This window comes from Bartonella sp. B30(2025), from assembly GCF_053793825.1.
This window is the reverse complement of record NZ_CP200034.1, coordinates 866,020-880,905: the sequence shown is the minus strand read 5'-3', so window position 1 is coordinate 880,905 and position 14,886 is coordinate 866,020. Positions and strand designations below refer to the sequence as shown.

General features: G+C 34.6%; 13 protein-coding genes, 1 tRNA gene and 1 other RNA gene. 10 read left to right on the top strand and 5 right to left on the bottom strand.

Translation table 11 applies throughout. The annotated features are described in order from the left end of the window. The first annotated feature begins 500 nt into the window (after window positions 1-500). A complete protein-coding gene (locus V4P55_RS03795; RefSeq protein ID WP_455473799.1) occupies window positions 501-962 on the top strand; it encodes a YcgN family cysteine cluster protein in 462 nt (153 codons plus the stop codon). A gap of 36 nt (window positions 963-998) precedes the next feature. On the opposite strand, the gene V4P55_RS03790 is transcribed toward V4P55_RS03795, so the two are convergent. Beyond that, window positions 999-1,736 (bottom strand): SIMPL domain-containing protein, encoded by a 738-nt coding sequence (locus V4P55_RS03790; protein ID WP_455473798.1) that lies wholly within the window; start codon window positions 1,734-1,736, stop codon window positions 999-1,001. 183 nt (window positions 1,737-1,919) lie between these two features. Here V4P55_RS03790 and V4P55_RS03785 point away from each other — a divergent pair. After that, a tRNA-Ile gene (locus tag V4P55_RS03785) sits at window positions 1,920-1,993 on the top strand. An 802-nt stretch (window positions 1,994-2,795) separates the two neighbouring features. Here the strand turns inward: V4P55_RS03785 and V4P55_RS03780 are convergent. Together V4P55_RS03780 and V4P55_RS03775 are read right to left on the bottom strand one after the other, a co-directional pair. Further along, window positions 2,796-2,975 (bottom strand): YegP family protein, encoded by a 180-nt coding sequence (locus tag V4P55_RS03780; protein ID WP_455473797.1) that lies wholly within the window; start codon window positions 2,973-2,975, stop codon window positions 2,796-2,798. A gap of 318 nt (window positions 2,976-3,293) precedes the next feature. Then, entirely contained in the window at window positions 3,294-3,833 is a 540-nt protein-coding gene (locus V4P55_RS03775; protein WP_455473796.1) for a helix-turn-helix domain-containing protein, read from the bottom strand. A gap of 376 nt (window positions 3,834-4,209) precedes the next feature. Here V4P55_RS03775 and V4P55_RS03770 point away from each other — a divergent pair, with 376 nt between their 5' ends. Further along, a complete protein-coding gene (locus tag V4P55_RS03770) occupies window positions 4,210-5,262 on the top strand; it encodes a DUF475 domain-containing protein (protein WP_455475033.1) in 1,053 nt (350 codons plus the stop codon). A gap of 47 nt (window positions 5,263-5,309) precedes the next feature. Here V4P55_RS03770 and pncA read toward each other — a convergent pair whose 3' ends face one another. Together pncA and V4P55_RS03760 are read right to left on the bottom strand one after the other, a co-directional pair. Next, window positions 5,310-5,918, bottom strand: coding sequence for a bifunctional nicotinamidase/pyrazinamidase (gene pncA / locus V4P55_RS03765; RefSeq protein ID WP_455473795.1), 609 nt, complete (start codon window positions 5,916-5,918; stop codon window positions 5,310-5,312). Between the two features lie 69 nt (window positions 5,919-5,987). After that, window positions 5,988-6,524 (bottom strand): hypothetical protein, encoded by a 537-nt coding sequence (locus tag V4P55_RS03760; RefSeq protein WP_455473794.1) that lies wholly within the window; start codon window positions 6,522-6,524, stop codon window positions 5,988-5,990. Between the two features lie 157 nt (window positions 6,525-6,681). Between V4P55_RS03760 and ettA the strand changes: the two genes are divergently transcribed. The 7 genes from ettA (at window position 6,682) to V4P55_RS03725 (ending at window position 14,875) form a co-directional block, all read left to right on the top strand. Then, window positions 6,682-8,331, top strand: a complete 1,650-nt coding sequence (gene ettA, locus V4P55_RS03755) for an energy-dependent translational throttle protein EttA (RefSeq protein WP_455473793.1) — start codon at window positions 6,682-6,684, stop codon at window positions 8,329-8,331. 999 nt (window positions 8,332-9,330) lie between these two features. Further along, window positions 9,331-9,756 carry a hypothetical protein gene (locus V4P55_RS03750; RefSeq protein WP_455473792.1) on the top strand — a complete coding sequence of 142 codons (426 nt, stop codon included), beginning with the start codon at window positions 9,331-9,333 and terminating at the stop codon, window positions 9,754-9,756. Window positions 9,757-10,471: 715 nt separating this feature from the next. Beyond that, window positions 10,472-10,984: a lytic transglycosylase domain-containing protein gene (locus tag V4P55_RS03745; RefSeq protein ID WP_455473791.1), complete on the top strand. Its 513-nt coding sequence runs from the start codon at window positions 10,472-10,474 to the stop codon at window positions 10,982-10,984. Between the two features lie 96 nt (window positions 10,985-11,080). Next, window positions 11,081-11,471, top strand: an RNA gene (rnpB, locus tag V4P55_RS03740) — RNase P RNA component class A. A gap of 214 nt (window positions 11,472-11,685) precedes the next feature. Beyond that, window positions 11,686-12,726, top strand: coding sequence for a 16S rRNA (cytosine(1402)-N(4))-methyltransferase RsmH (rsmH, locus tag V4P55_RS03735; protein WP_455475032.1), 1,041 nt, complete (start codon window positions 11,686-11,688; stop codon window positions 12,724-12,726). After that, window positions 12,723-13,136: a cell division protein FtsL gene (gene ftsL / locus V4P55_RS03730; protein ID WP_455473790.1), complete on the top strand. Its 414-nt coding sequence runs from the start codon at window positions 12,723-12,725 to the stop codon at window positions 13,134-13,136. The genes rsmH and ftsL overlap by 4 nt, the downstream gene beginning before the upstream one ends. Further along, the gene (locus tag V4P55_RS03725; RefSeq protein ID WP_455475031.1) at window positions 13,136-14,875 is read left to right on the top strand and encodes a peptidoglycan D,D-transpeptidase FtsI family protein; all 1,740 of its coding nucleotides are present in this window, start codon (window positions 13,136-13,138) and stop codon (window positions 14,873-14,875) included. Before ftsL ends, V4P55_RS03725 begins: the two co-directional genes overlap by 1 nt. The last annotated feature ends 11 nt before the right edge of the window (window positions 14,876-14,886 follow it).

Genomic DNA, 14,886 nt, shown 5'->3' with positions numbered 1-14,886 from the left:
GCTTGGAAAAGACAATAATGCGACTTTTCAGTGATTTTGGAAAAATTCTCATATCGAATTTTAGGTTTTGATAAATGTGCTGTGATCTATGTGATCTATCAAGCTATAAAGGTTTATAAGACAATTTTGAAAAGAGTAACTGATGTTTGGAGTGTTATAATTGCGTGCACCTGAGAGTTTATTGATAGAAGTGATATAAAGTGTTGTTATTGTACGTTATTTTTATGGATGTTTTGTTGAAGGTCTTTACAAAAATGGTTGATATGATGTGAAAGGTATGTCCAAATTTTCATTTGGATTATGCTAAGGCCTGAAGCTGTAAAATATTTTAGACTCATACATTAGCTTGTTGTACGTTTTCAGTTACATAGCTATTTTAATGGATTATTTTTCATTGATACGAAATGTATGCTTGAGGTTTATTTCATTCCATTAAATTGAATTTTGTTTATTTTGCTTTTGAGTAGATTGTTTTTCTTAAAAAAGGTACTGTCGGTTTTATGAGTGAAGAGACACCTTTTTGGAAAGTGAAAAAGTTGGAAGAGGTTTCTGTTTCTGAGTGGGAGAGCCTCTGTGATGGTTGTGGGCATTGTTGTTTACACAAAGTAGAAGATGATTGTTCTGGTGATATCTACACGACTAGTGTTGCGTGTCATCTTTTAGACGGTGAGACTTGCCGATGTCGAGATTATGTGCATCGTAAATCAATCGTTCCAGATTGTATATCACTTGACATAGCAACGATCCGGACAGCTCGTTGGCTTCCGGAAACTTGTGCTTACCGACTTATTAATGAAGGAAAAAGCCTTCCGTGGTGGCATCCATTGGTATCAGGAAATTCTCAGACGGTGCATTTAGCACAATTTTCTGCACGCGAACAGATAGAAATTTATGACGATGAATTGTCATCTGAAGAAGATTATATCTACCATATCACCGGGCTTCTAAGTAAAGGCCGATGATGTGGTATTCTTCATATAATAGATTTTTTATGAGGCTTATTCGACAGCAAATGTCACAGTGATACCGACATGATAACTTAATTCACCACTTGAAAAATTTGTATTTGTATCATTTGTATCTGCGGACATTCTTGTTAGACGAGGTGTTGGCAGGTAGTTATCATTATTTTCACTGATTTTAATAATTTTTCCTAATTTTAAATGGGCTGTTTGTGCTATAGTTTCTGCTTTCTCAATAGCTTCAGAAACAGCTTTTTTTCGCGCTTCTTGATAAAATGGCTTTGTATCACCATTGATAAAGTGAATGCCACTAACGGAATTAACACCGAGCGCCATTGCTTGATCAAATATTTTACCAATTTTAGAAAGATCACGAATACGTACTGTTAAAGAGTTAGAAACATGATAGAGTTTCTCGTTTTCCTTTTTTTCGTTATTATATTTATCTTGGACGGATTGATAAATGGATAATCCTGATGTTTGCAAATCATTTGCTTGAATACCGCTATTTTTTAAAGCATCTATAATATTGTTTATAGCTTTATTATTAGTTGTTAATGCTTTTTGGGCAGTTTTGTGTTCAGTGACAACAGCTAGGTTAATAATTGCTATGTCAGGTGTTGTTTGACTTTCGCCTATTGCGGTAACTGTAATGGTTGAGTTTTTCGGTTTGCTATCTTCAGCGTGTGCGGTCAATGGAGTCGCTAGCAATGTGAATGCTACCATAGTTATAATTGGGTAGCCATTCAGTGATTGGAAAAGGGTTTTTTTCATTTCTATTCCTTTTTTTGCCGATTTATTATTTTGTTTGTTCATGTATCACTCTCTCACTTTTTAAATATATTGTAAAGAAGCTAGAATATTAGAAAAAATAGATGTGAATGAAAAAAAATAGCTTATAATTTAAGCGAGCTCTTGTATAACAAGATATTTTAGTTTAGAGAAGGACAGTCTGTGGGGCCTGTAGCTCAATTGGTTAGAGCCAGCGGCTCATAACCGCTTGGTTGGGGGTTCGAGTCCCTCCAGGCCCACGCTAACCCAATAAAATGGATAGTCTGTTGCAAGGTATGAAGAAATTCTGTAACAAGTGTCTTTTGTACATTTTTTCTATTCATCATTGATTTGAAGCTGATTTTATTCTTTATTTAATTTTTTTCTGAGAGAAAATTACATTCGGAAAATCATATATCTGGGTAGAAAATTATACAAAAAACAGTAATGAGGAATTGCATTTTCTCATTTGATCTCATCTTTTGCCACTTAATAAATAAAATCTATTATCAAACTGCACTGATGCGAGATGATGATTTGTGCCCTACCTATAAGGGAAGAGTGTGTTTTCTTTTGAAGATCAACTACTTAGGACTCATTTAAGTTCTTAAACAAAATTTACTTTATTCATTATAAAAATTCATCGATAAATTTATTGTTTTAGAATATTTGGATAGAAATGTTTATTTTGCGCAGAGTCACTTGTTTTTTTATATTTAAATAATTTTACTCCTCCGCGTTTAAATTAAATAAGAATTTTCAAATATACTTTCTTATAAGAATAAAATCGATTTATCTTCTTTTAAAATAAGGGCAATAGTATCACTGTTGCTTATTAGTAATTTAAATATAACCTTATGATTAATTTTAAATTGATTTTGTGAAGGCAATAAAAGAAAAGGACAATATCAGTGATAAAGTTAGAAAATACTTGCAAATCCCTCGCAGTTATACAAAAGTATGACTCTTTACCATAAAAAAACGCACCACCTTTTTGTTAAATCATAAAAAGGTGATGCACCTCATACGTAAAATAAATTTTTCTTTAAATAACAAAAAACACTAAACCCGTAATTCTCTAATAAGAGCCTTATGTGTAATTCTTTTGATATGTTCAATCTTCATAAGAGTATCCTGCTTTGTTGGATATCCTTTACTAGAAAAAGCAATCTTTTCTTCATCTCTTGAGATTAAACGCCAGTACCATTGATTGTGAACTCCTTGAAACACTTCAAAATACATGCTTCTTACCTCATAAAATAGCTTACAATTCACGGTATAAGTATCATTTGACCATGAATATTAAGTACATCTAAAGAATAAGTAGTCAACAGTTTTTTAAAATTTCATAAACTAAGTTCTAATATACAAACATCTACTCTCAACAACCGTAAAACGACTATTGATCTTTTACTGTCATTAGGAAAACATTTATTTCATTATAAAAGTGAATTCTACAATACAACTCCCATTCTCTACTCCGTAAAGAATTTAGGATGCCTTTTCTATTTTAGTAAAATTCAAGTTTACTTTTTATTCCATTCCCTTTGACATTGGCATTTACTGATTTGTGATAACCTCCTTTTGCGATATGCTTCGAATAAGTAAATCTATGAATAGACTAAGAGTATAGGAATTCGCCATTTTTGCTTTCATATCAATCAAAGAGGTTGATGTTTTTGAATTAAGGCTATCGGACGAACCCTGTGTTAATAAATATTGTTGTAATTTTTCATAAGAGCTTTCGATTTTTTCTTTGTTCAATTCCTTATTGCTATCGCTGTTGACAAGGATTTCTTCAAGTCCTTCAAGTTTTTTAATAAAATAATTCCAATCGAAATCACCTTTAGTATATTCAGTGTCAAACATTTTGCCTTGTCCAGTCAAAAGCCAATTAATATTGACCCCATACAATGTACGATATGTTTGCAAAACACTGAGATTTGGTTCTCTTTCCCCACGCTCATAGAAGGCAATGGAATTTTTCGTCATGCTAAAACTTTTAGCCAATGTTTCACGTGATGGATCCCCTAAAGCGAGGCGTACATAACGTAAACGTTTTCCAAATATAGTTTTTGCTTCAGTTTCAGGACGTGCCACGAATTATCTCCCTCAGTAAATCATCATAGTGAAAGCTATAGATGATAAATGCACACTGTGTATTAATGTCTCATTATGCAATGTCAATATTTGTAATCAATATTTAAACAATTTATAACATTTATTTCTTTTTATATTTAATTTTAGTGGGTAAAAAGCGATTTTCAATGTATTATTTCCTTTATTTGTATTATTTCTTTTATTATTGAATGATGGTGTTCATTTCGAATAAAAGGTGCTCTTATCTGATTCTTCACTTGTTTTTTAGGAAAAAGATTTCATATAAATAAACTCGCTGTGTGCATTTTATTATTATATGAACAGATCATTTTAAAATGTGCTAAAATGGATTCAAGAAAGATTTTGAGGAATGACCATGGCCCTATTAGGCTGTTTTAAATGGGCTTTTTTTTTTACAATTGTTGGCATTTTTGCAGGAGGGGTTGTTGGTTGGTTTGAAACAGGAAATATTGTAGGTTTTTTTAAATATCTTTTCATTTGCTGTGCTTTAGGAATTTTAGAAATTTCTTTATCTTTTGATAATGCTATTATCAATGCACGCATCCTTGAGAACATGAATCCATTGTGGCGCCGTCGTTTTTTAGTATGGGGTATTTTAATAGCGGTGTTCGGGATGCGGATTATTTTTCCATTGTTGATTGTTGCTATTGCTATTTGGATTAACCCCATCGCCGCAATGAAATTGGCAATATGGGAACCACATCAATATGCCGCAATTTTAACGAATGCTCATGTAGGAATTGCCGCTTTTGGAGGAACTTTCCTCATGATGGTTGGTTTAAAATATTTTTTAAATCCTGAAAAAGAAGTGCATTGGTTAACTTTCATTGAGAAACCAGCGAAAAAGCTTGGAACATTTGTTGGGATTGATATTGCAATTGTTTTGATTCTGATCCTATTTTTTTTAGGGCAGATTATAACAGAAGATAAAATAACCTTTTTATTGGCAGCTCTTTATGGACTTTTGACATTCATTGCAGTTGAAGCTGTAAGCTCACTTCTGGATGCTCCTAATGTTGCTGTATCTGCAGTTATTAAAGGAGGAGCAGGTTCATTTCTTTATCTAGAAATTCTGGATGCTAGTTTTTCTTTTGATGGTGTTATTGGTGCTTTTGCTTTTTCACATAACATTTTTATTATAGCAATTGGCCTTGGTATAGGAGCACTTTACGTTCGTTCTATGACTATTATGTTAGTCAAGTCAGGAACATTATCGCATTATCGTTATTTGGAACATGGTGCTTTTTATGCAATTTTGATACTTGCAGTTATTATGTATATGCAAATCATTACATCAGTTTCTGAAGTATTAACGGGCTTTATTGGTGTATTTGTTATTGGAATGGCATTGTATTCTTCTATTCGCGTTAAGCATGATTCCTTAAAAAAGCAAGTTGTGTCCAGATAAACAGTTTTTATTATTATCATTGTAATCGTTAAGAAAAACGATAAACTCTAAGAAGCCATCAAGAGCTCTATGCCTGTCTCATTCATAGTTTTTAGTATTGTGTTAAGCGACCCATTTAGATCAATACCAGCACAGGCATTGAGTGAAACGCTAACTTTAAAGCCGCATTCTACAGCATGGAGTGCGGAAAATCCGACACAAAAATCTGTTGCTAAACCACACATTGCTAGCTTTGTAAAACCATGTTCTTTAAGATAAGCATGGAGACCTGTTGGAGTTTTTTGATCATTTTCAAAAAAGGCAGAATAGCTATCAATCTTTTTATTATAGCCTTTTCGAAGAATAAGTTGTGCTTTATCAGTTCTGAGAGATGTGTGAAATTCTGCTCCTTTTGTTCCTTGTATGCAATGATCGGGCCAAAGCGTTTGGACCCCATAATCAAGCTTAATTGTATCATAAGGTGCTTTCCCTGGATGAGACGAGGAAAAACTGCAATGATTTTGGGGATGCCAATCTTGGGTTAAAATCACATTATCAAACTGATCGATAAGATGATTAACTGCAGGTAAAATGATATCACCTTGTGGGACTGCAAGTGCTCCACCTGGCAAAAAATCATTTTGAATATCAATGACGATTAAGACTTTTTTTTCCATAAATACATTCCTATAAAAGATTCCTTCTATTTTGATGAAGGATTTCTTCTTTGTAATGATTCTTGAAGATTAGATTTCATTTTTCAGATTTGAAATAATTTGATGAAGGTTGGTGCTGTTTTTGTAATCATTAAGCCAAAAAACTGGGAGCGATAAGTTTTTACAACTTATCTTATAGTTTTTCACTAACTCTAACCATGTGCCAATGGAAAGCGCATTGTAATTGCTATTAGTAATATGCTCGTGTAAAGATTTAATAATCATAGGGCTTGGTACATCAGATCCCATAAGACGACGGTCATTTTTTAAACGTAATTTTAGCCACATTAATGCGGGGGGTGAAATCCATTGCTTCCTATGACACAAAAGCGCTGAAAAAAGATGGGGATTTTTGACTGCGTAATGTACAGCCCATAAAGCCAGAAAAGAAGGGGCGTAGAGAATTGGTTTTTGTTGTGGGACTACATTACATTGATAGGTTGGATGAATACGATAAAAACATAATATTGTATTTGGTATAGAAAGGAGAAAGGACGTCTGATGACATGTCTCAGGTATAGCGAAAAAAATTTTTTTCTTGCTTTGAAGAGGTTTGTTTTTATGCATTCAGAATTGTAGTAGGGCTTGTGAGAAGAGAAAAAATGTATCAGTATAAAGTTAATAATTTTTAGTAACGCAACTGTTGTTATCGCGAAATTAAAGAAAGTAAAAGTATTTTTTAAAATTCTAACCTTTAAATACTTAAAAAAATAAAGAGAAATTTATGGCACGTCAATTTATTTATCACATGGCTGGACTTAATAAAGCTTACGGCAATAAAAAAATTTTAGAAAATATTCATTTATCTTTTTACCCAGATGCAAAGATTGGTATTTTAGGGCAAAATGGTGCAGGTAAATCAACCATTTTACGTATTATGGCTGGGCTAGATAAAGAATATACAGGAGAAGCATGGCTTTCTGAGGGAGCACGTTGTGGCTATCTTCCGCAAGAGCCTGTTCTTGATACCAGCAAAGATGTGCGTGGCAATGTAATGGAAGGTGTTGCGGAGAAGCAGGAAATCTTGAATCGTTATAATGAATTGATGATGAATTATAGCGAGGAAACAGCGGATGAAAGTGCACGGCTTCAAGATATCATCGATAATCAAAATCTTTGGGATTTAGAAAATCAAATAGAAATGGCTATGGCGGCTCTTGATTGTCCACCAGCAAATGCGGATGTAACAAAACTTTCAGGAGGTGAAAAACGGCGTGTTGCTCTTTGTAAGTTGCTTTTATCCAAACCTGATTTATTGCTTTTGGATGAACCAACAAACCACTTGGATGCTGAAACGACAGCTTGGCTTGAGAGGCATTTACGTGAATATCCAGGCGCTGTGCTTTTGATTACGCATGATCGTTATTTCCTTGATAATGTAACGGGTTGGATATTAGAATTAGACCGCGGTAAAGGTATCCCTTATGAAGGAAATTATTCTGCTTATTTAAAGGCTAAAGCTAAACGGATAGCTCAAGAAGGCCGTGAAGAAGCTGCTCGTCAACGTGCATTAGCGCGTGAACAAGAATGGATAGCATCCAGTCCAAAAGGGCGGCAAGCAAAGTCAAAAGCTCGTATTAAGGCATATGATGAGTTAGTTCGAGCTGCACATGAACGTCGCCCTGGAGAGGCGCAAATCATTATTCCTATTGGCGAAAGGTTGGGGCAGGTGGTTATTGAAGTTGATAACTTAACCAAAGCATATGACCAGCGTATGTTAATAGATTCTCTTTCTTTTAAGCTTCCTGCTGGTGGGATTGTTGGAGTTATTGGTGCTAATGGGATGGGAAAAACAACTTTATTTAGAATGTTGACAGGGCAGGAGCAACCAGATTCGGGACAAATACGAATCGGAGAAACTGTTCAAATGAGTTATGTTGACCAAAATCGTGATTTATTGGCTGGTGACAAAACTGTTTGGGAAGAAATTTCTGGCGGAAATGACATTATCAAGTTAGGTAAATATGAGATGAACAGTCGCGCTTATTGTAGCGCATTTAACTTTAAAGGTGCAGATCAACAGCAAAAAGTAGTAAATTTGTCAGGAGGGCAGCGTAATCGCGTACATTTGGCTAAACTTTTAAAAGAAGGAGGGAATGTTCTGCTTCTTGATGAACCAACCAATGACCTTGATACTGAAACGTTAGGTGCATTAGAAGATGCATTGGAAAACTTTGCTGGTTGCGCTGTTATTATATCGCACGATCGTATGTTTCTTGATCGATTAGCGACTCATATTTTGGCTTTTGAAGGTAATGGTCATGTAGAATGGTTTGAAGGTAATTTTGCTGAATATGAAGCTGACAAGATTCGCCGTTTGGGTACAGATGTTCTTAACTCTAAACGTGTGAATTATAAACCGCTTACGCGATAGCGTTTTTTATTTAATTTGAGCTTAAATTTAAAAAAATCGATGGCATAGTTTGTTTTTTATTTGCTTTATTTTTAAGGGATATGTGCCATATTATGATGCTTTTATTTGCCGTGTTTAAGATAAAAAGCGGGTAGAATTTTTTTTGTTATATTTTTCATAGAGCAGACTTATGCTTTAGAAATGAAAAAATGGTGGATTATACGGACGCAGTTTATTGCTCATATAATCCACAATAAAGATTTAAAGTACTGTGTAGATGATATAAAGTAGTGCATTGAAAGCAATTTCTGCATGAAAATGAATTTTTCTTAAGCTTACAATTCATATTTTATATTCTTATTAACCACATTTCAAATTTAATTATGGTATGTGGTGGATAATTATTGTGTTTCTTGGATTGGGCTTTCTTACCGATGTTAAAACGATAAAAGTTATGTATTTTTTTAAATTTCTAGAGAAATAAATTTAGCAGTCAATCTTTTAGTCAATTATAATGGAAATTTAAATATAATGGAAATTTAAATATAATGGAAATTTAAATATAATGGAAATTTAAAAAGCACTTATTGGTGCGTTCAAAATAAAATTGCTCCAAATTGGATCATTTTTCGCTTTATTTTGCCAATATTTTGACACTTTTAAGTCAATTTGCAACTTTTTTATATTTTTTTTACAAAGGACAACAAGAAATTCTTGTTGTTTAGAATATTTTATTTCATAGCAGGAGTGCATCGACTGTTTAGTGGATGCAGCGACGATCAGGGAACCTCCTCCCCTCCCCCCGCGTGGATCCCTTAGATTGTCTGGCCTGACTGAGGGAAACCTCAGCCGGGCCTTTTTAGGGCTCATAAATAATAGACTTAAAGAATGGTGAGTAGCGGGTGAGATGCAGAGTAAAAAATGTAATAAAAAACGTTTATGAGAGATATTAGATGTCATTGAAGGGAGGTTTATACGATAATTAAGAGTGAGGAGCTTAGTGTGCTGCAGAATTTGTAAATGAAGTTATTATTTGCGAGTAAAGTAATGAAATCTTCTGGGCAGCGTAGTATATTTTTGATTTTGTTTGTGTTTTTACTTTTTGGGGGAAGGTTTTTTGTTTTTCGGGATGGGGGAGAGCGTGGTTTTTTACTTTCTAAGCTGTTTTCTTTTAGTCAAGCTAAGGTAGTTCCTGTAAAGGAGAGTTTGACAGAAGGTATGATCTTGGAAAGATTGTTAATATCTTTTCCCGATCTTGCTGTGAGACTTTCTAATTTAAATCCTCAGCAAAAAGAACAAGCAGTTAAGCTTATACGTCAAAAAGCAATTACTGCCGCTTATGCAGACGGTTTAAGCGATGAGCACGCGCAAAAATTTGGTAAATTTGTTGCTGCTGTTATATCGAAAGTGACTTCCAATCCTTCCATTGGTGATGAATATTTTTAGTTTTTCATAAAATTTTTGTTAAGTTTTTATTGACTCAGCATTTTAATTATGTTTTCTACACTGAAAACGTGTAGAGGAGAAGTATATTTCTAAATTTTGTAATATTTGTGTTAAATGTGAGTAAAAAGTTAGATTAATAAAGTAGTTCTTTTTACCAGTTTTTTCGTATTTATTTCTCTGTTTAAAAATTGCTGTGTTATTGTATAGATATATTATTTCCTACAAAATGATTAGTTTTTGAAGAGAGTATTTTCTTCTCTGTAGGATGCTGAGAATATTCTGATTTTGTTAAGTATGGTGCTATTGAGCGGCATTTTTATAAAAACTTGCTCATTGTGTTTGCTATTTTTATGATGAGAGATCTAACACATTAAGTGTCTAATAAATATGCATAGAAATAATAAAGTTTTTCAAAAGTTTCTTATCGCTAAAAATTACTAATATGGCAGATGTGTCAATATAAGTAGCTTGTATATTGTATAGTTTTAATTTGATACATGAAAATTTGTGTTGTAGATTTTTACTTTTCAATATTTGATAAAATACAATTTATATATTTAATAAATTGATTATTTTTCTTTTAACATGAAAAATGAACTTGAAATTTTCTTTATATTTTCATTTTTAGAACACTTTTTGGCTTTTTTTTACATATAATACATCAACAAAGCTATTGTAGTTGTAATTTAGGAAGGTCTTATTGAAGAGAAAGAGAATGAAATTTTTAAAGATCCTTTTAAGTGCGGCATGCGCTGTGTTTTTGGTGATTGACATAAGTATAGCGCGTGCAGTGTTAAATACTGTAAAAGATTCAAGCGAAAATTTAGTAAGTGTTGCTTCTAAAGTGTCTGCTCGTCCTTATGAGTCTCTTATTAAGAAATTCGCGAATAAGTATAATGTTCCCGTTAATTTAGCGCATGCTGTTGTAAATGTTGAAAGCAGTTATAAAGCATATACAAAAGGAGCGGCTGGTGAAATAGGTCTAATGCAAATTAAACCATCTACTGCACGGGGATTAGGTTTTAATGGTTCTGTGAAAGAACTTTACGATCCTGCAACTAATCTCGAATATGGTATGCGTTATTTAGCACGGGCATATCAATTAAGTGGCGGTAGCACATGCGGAACAATTCTTAAATACAATGCAGGTCACGCTGCAAAGAAAATGAATTCCACTTCAGCAAAATATTGCTCAAAAGTAAAAACTTATCTCGCCTCATTAAAATGATAATATCTTTTAAGGTTAGTCAGTTTTTTATAAGATTTATAAAATATCTTTATAGAGCTATTTTCATGGAATAAAAAATGTTTTATAAGTAGCACGTCAGTCGGCCGGGCAGCCGCGCTTGCTCAATGCCTAAAGGCGGTAAGTGAGGAAAGTCCGGGCTCCATGGAAAAACGGTGCCGGGTAACACCCGGCGGGGGCGACCCTAGGGAAAGTGCCACAGAAAGCAAACCGCCTATTTTTATAGGTAAGGGTGAAAGGGTGGGGTAAGAGCCCACCGCACATTCAGTAATGAATGTGGCAAGGTAAACCCCACCGGGAGCAAGACCGAATAGAAATGACGTGCAAGATTTAACTTGCAGCCAGTTTCCAGGTGAGTCATTTGGGTAGGTTGCACGAGGCGGATGGTAACATCCGTCCCAGATGAATGGTTGCCATGTAGAGTGTGAACTTTACCATACAGAACCCGGCTTACAGGCCGACTGATATTTCTGTAATTGGTGTTATACACGTCTTGATTATGAAGATTTGTGTCTTTGTTTGCGTACTTAGACAGAAAATGCTTTTTTAAAAATCATAACATTTTTTTAAGCATAATACGTTAATATGTGTGTCGGATCAACTTTAGCTTTGTGTCCGTTCATTATAATAGTGATAGGATCTGAAAGTTAAAGTTTTGGGTATCATGACATGAGTTATTATGAATAGCTATTGATTTGAAAAAACATAAAGCAAGACGAATTATTTTGAGACAACAGAATAACAGAGCTGAGCGCCATATTCCAGTGTTATTACAGCAGGTTTTAGCTGGGCTTGCACCGTTGGCTGGAGTAAAGATAATTGATGGTACCTTTGGTGCTGGTGGTTATACGCGCGCTCTTTTAAATGCAGGCGCAGATGTTATTGCTCTTGATCGAGATCCCCAGGCTATTCGTGAAGGACAACCGCTTGTTGATGAGTTTTTTCCACGACTTCGTTTGGTGCAAATAGAATTTTCACAGTTGGATCGCGTAGTTCAAGAGAAAGTAGATGCAGTTATTTTAGATATTGGTGTCTCTTCAATGCAAATTGATGATGCTGAAAGAGGATTTTCTTTTCAAAAAGATGGTCCATTGGATATGCGAATGGCGCAGACTGGTTTTACTGCAAGTGAGGTTGTGAATAATTTAAAAGTAAACGAGTTAGCTAAGATATTTAAAATATTAGGAGAAGAGCGTTATGCAAATCGAATTGCGCGAATGATTGAGCAACGCCGCTCTGTTCGTCCTTTTTTACGCACAGGTGATCTTGCTCATGCCATTGAAACATTGGTAGGTCGTAGTCCAAAGGATCGTATTCATCCTGCAACACGTGTATTTCAAGCACTTCGCATATATGTTAATGATGAAATGGGCGAGCTTGCACGTGGTTTATTTGCTGCTGAGCGTGTTTTGAAAGTAGGAGGTCGTTTAGGCGTAGTGAGTTTTCATTCTCTTGAAGATCGCATGGTTAAAAGATTTTTTTCTGCTCGTTCAGGAAGACGAGGAGGATCACGTTATCTTCCTGAAGTAGAAACACCACCAGCGACATTTTTTCCTTTGTTCAAGGGGGGAATAACAGCAAGTGAAGAAGAAATAGAACAAAATCCTCGTGCACGTTCTGCAAGGTTGCGTATTGGTGTGCGTACTAAAGCCGATGATCTTGCTGCAGATATGAAATTATTTGACTTGGGTGAGATTATTCGTTTTGAAGGTGACAAAAAATGACAGTTTTTCGCACCTTGGATATGATTTTAGTCATGCTTATGATTTGTATGGCAGGTTTTACTTATAAGGTGAAATATGATGTGCAAAAACGTATGAGCGAAATTCATAGTCTTGAACAGAAAATTTTAGCAGAAAAAAATATGGTTAGTTTACTTCATGCTGAGTGGGCTGTAATGATAGAGCCTTCGCGGATGCAGAAACTGGCAAAGCGTTACCATAAAGAGCTTGAGTTAGAAATAATTCAGCCTCGACAAATCGTAAAGTTTGAAGATATTCCGACACGTGTGCATGAAGAAATCGAAGAAATTATTCAAAAAAATACTGTGAAAGAGAGTAAAGAATTTTTAGCAAATAATGCAAATAATCATGTCTTACGTATAGATGATATTATTCAAAAGGGCGTACAGTGATAAATCTATCATTTTTATTTTCGCGAAAAAAAAATCGCTTAAATAATAAGCTAAATATTCATAATCTTTCTGTTGACCGTCTATATTCTATTCGTGCGCGTTTGCTTCTTTCTTTGTTAGGTTTTTTTACTGTGTATAGCGTTATGGGGGTGTGCCTTATTTCTTATGGATTTCAAGGTGGGCAGATTGAAGAAGCAAAAGGTCCAGCAGTTCTTCAATTATCTGTTCGTCCCGATATTATTGACCGTAATGGGCGTTTATTAGCAACGGATATTAAAACCTATTCGCTTTTTGCTGAACCACGACGCATTATTGATGTGGATGAAACAATAGAACTGCTTTCAACAGTTTTGCCTAATCTTAATTGGCATGAAACTTATAAGCGCTTAAAAAGAAAGACTGGTTTTTCTTGGATACAACGTGGATTAACTCCAACGCAAAAGTCGCAAATCATGGCGCTTGGTATTCCAGGTATTGGTTTCCGTACTGAAATTCGTCGTTTTTATCCAGGTGGCTCTGTAGCTTCGCATATTCTTGGTGTAGTTAATGTTGATAATCAAGGTATAGCGGGTATGGAAAAATATATTGATGATTCCGGTTTAAGCATTTTGCGTGCCGCTGGTCTTGCAACTGAATCGTTATTAAAGCCTGTTCAGCTTTCACTTGATATACGTATTCAGACAATTGTACATGATGAATTGATCCAAGCAATGAAGCGTTATAAAGCAATCGCTGCTGGAGCAATTATTTTAAATATTCACACGGGTGAAGTTTTGGCTATGGCATCTTTACCTGATTTTAATCCTATTAATCCTGTTGATGCTTTAAAAAGTGATCGCTTAAATCGGATGACTGCTGGCGTGTTTGAAATGGGATCGATTATTAAAAGTTTTACGACTGCGATGGCACTTGATTCAGGTATTTTTCATTTAAACAGCATCATTGATGCTTCACAACCTTTGCAAGTAGGTCGGCATTATTTTATTCATGATTTTCATGGAAAAAATCGTTCTTTAAAATTATGGGAAGTTTTTATTTATTCTTCTAACATTGGTTCTTCTAAAGAGGCATTAGCGATAGGGGTTGATGGGCATCGTAACTTTTTAAAACGGTTAGGTTTACTCGATCGTATAACAACTGAATTGCCTGAAGTTGCTCATCCTGTTGAACCGCGTCATTGGCATGATATTCATTCTATGACAATTTCATTTGGGCATGGTATGGCAACAACGCCTTTACAAACAGCAGTAGGCGCTGCTGCTTTAATGAATGGTGGTTGGTTGATTACGCCTACCTTTTTAAAACGCACAAAAGCACAAGCTTTAAAACATGCAAAGTCTGTTTTGAAACCTAAAACAAGCCAAGATATGCGTTATCTTTATCAATTAAACAGCAATATTGGTTCTGGACGTAATGCTAAAGTAGAAGGATATCGGATTGGTGGTAAGACGGGGACAGCTGAAAAAGTTGAAAATGGAAAATATTCTAAAACAAAAAATTTAAATAGTTTTCTTGCAGCTTTTCCGATTGAAAACCCTTCTTATGTGATCTTAACAATTATTGATGAACCTAAGCCTGAAGATGGGAAAAAATCGGCAACAGCAGCGATGAATGCAGGACCAATGCTTGCTAATATTGTTCGCCGTTCGGCTATCTTTTTAGGAATTAAACCAGATTTTGAGAAAGAATATGAAACAATTTTAAAACCTAATGGTGATATGAAATTGTTAAAACAATAGTAAATTAACAT

Coding starts and splice junctions, on each gene's coding strand:
- V4P55_RS03795 (WP_455473799.1), top strand. CDS start 501: ATGAGTGAAGAGACACCTTTTTGGAAAGTGAAAAAGTTGGAAGAGGTT.
- V4P55_RS03790 (WP_455473798.1), bottom strand. CDS start 1,736: ATGAAAAAAACCCTTTTCCAATCACTGAATGGCTACCCAATTATAACT.
- V4P55_RS03780 (WP_455473797.1), bottom strand. CDS start 2,975: ATGTATTTTGAAGTGTTTCAAGGAGTTCACAATCAATGGTACTGGCGT.
- V4P55_RS03770 (WP_455475033.1), top strand. CDS start 4,210: ATGGCCCTATTAGGCTGTTTTAAATGGGCTTTTTTTTTTACAATTGTT.
- pncA (WP_455473795.1), bottom strand. CDS start 5,918: ATGGAAAAAAAAGTCTTAATCGTCATTGATATTCAAAATGATTTTTTG.
- V4P55_RS03760 (WP_455473794.1), bottom strand. CDS start 6,524: ATGCATAAAAACAAACCTCTTCAAAGCAAGAAAAAAATTTTTTTCGCT.
- ettA (WP_455473793.1), top strand. CDS start 6,682: ATGGCACGTCAATTTATTTATCACATGGCTGGACTTAATAAAGCTTAC.
- V4P55_RS03750 (WP_455473792.1), top strand. CDS start 9,331: ATGAAGTTATTATTTGCGAGTAAAGTAATGAAATCTTCTGGGCAGCGT.
- V4P55_RS03745 (WP_455473791.1), top strand. CDS start 10,472: ATGAAATTTTTAAAGATCCTTTTAAGTGCGGCATGCGCTGTGTTTTTG.
- ftsL (WP_455473790.1), top strand. CDS start 12,723: ATGACAGTTTTTCGCACCTTGGATATGATTTTAGTCATGCTTATGATT.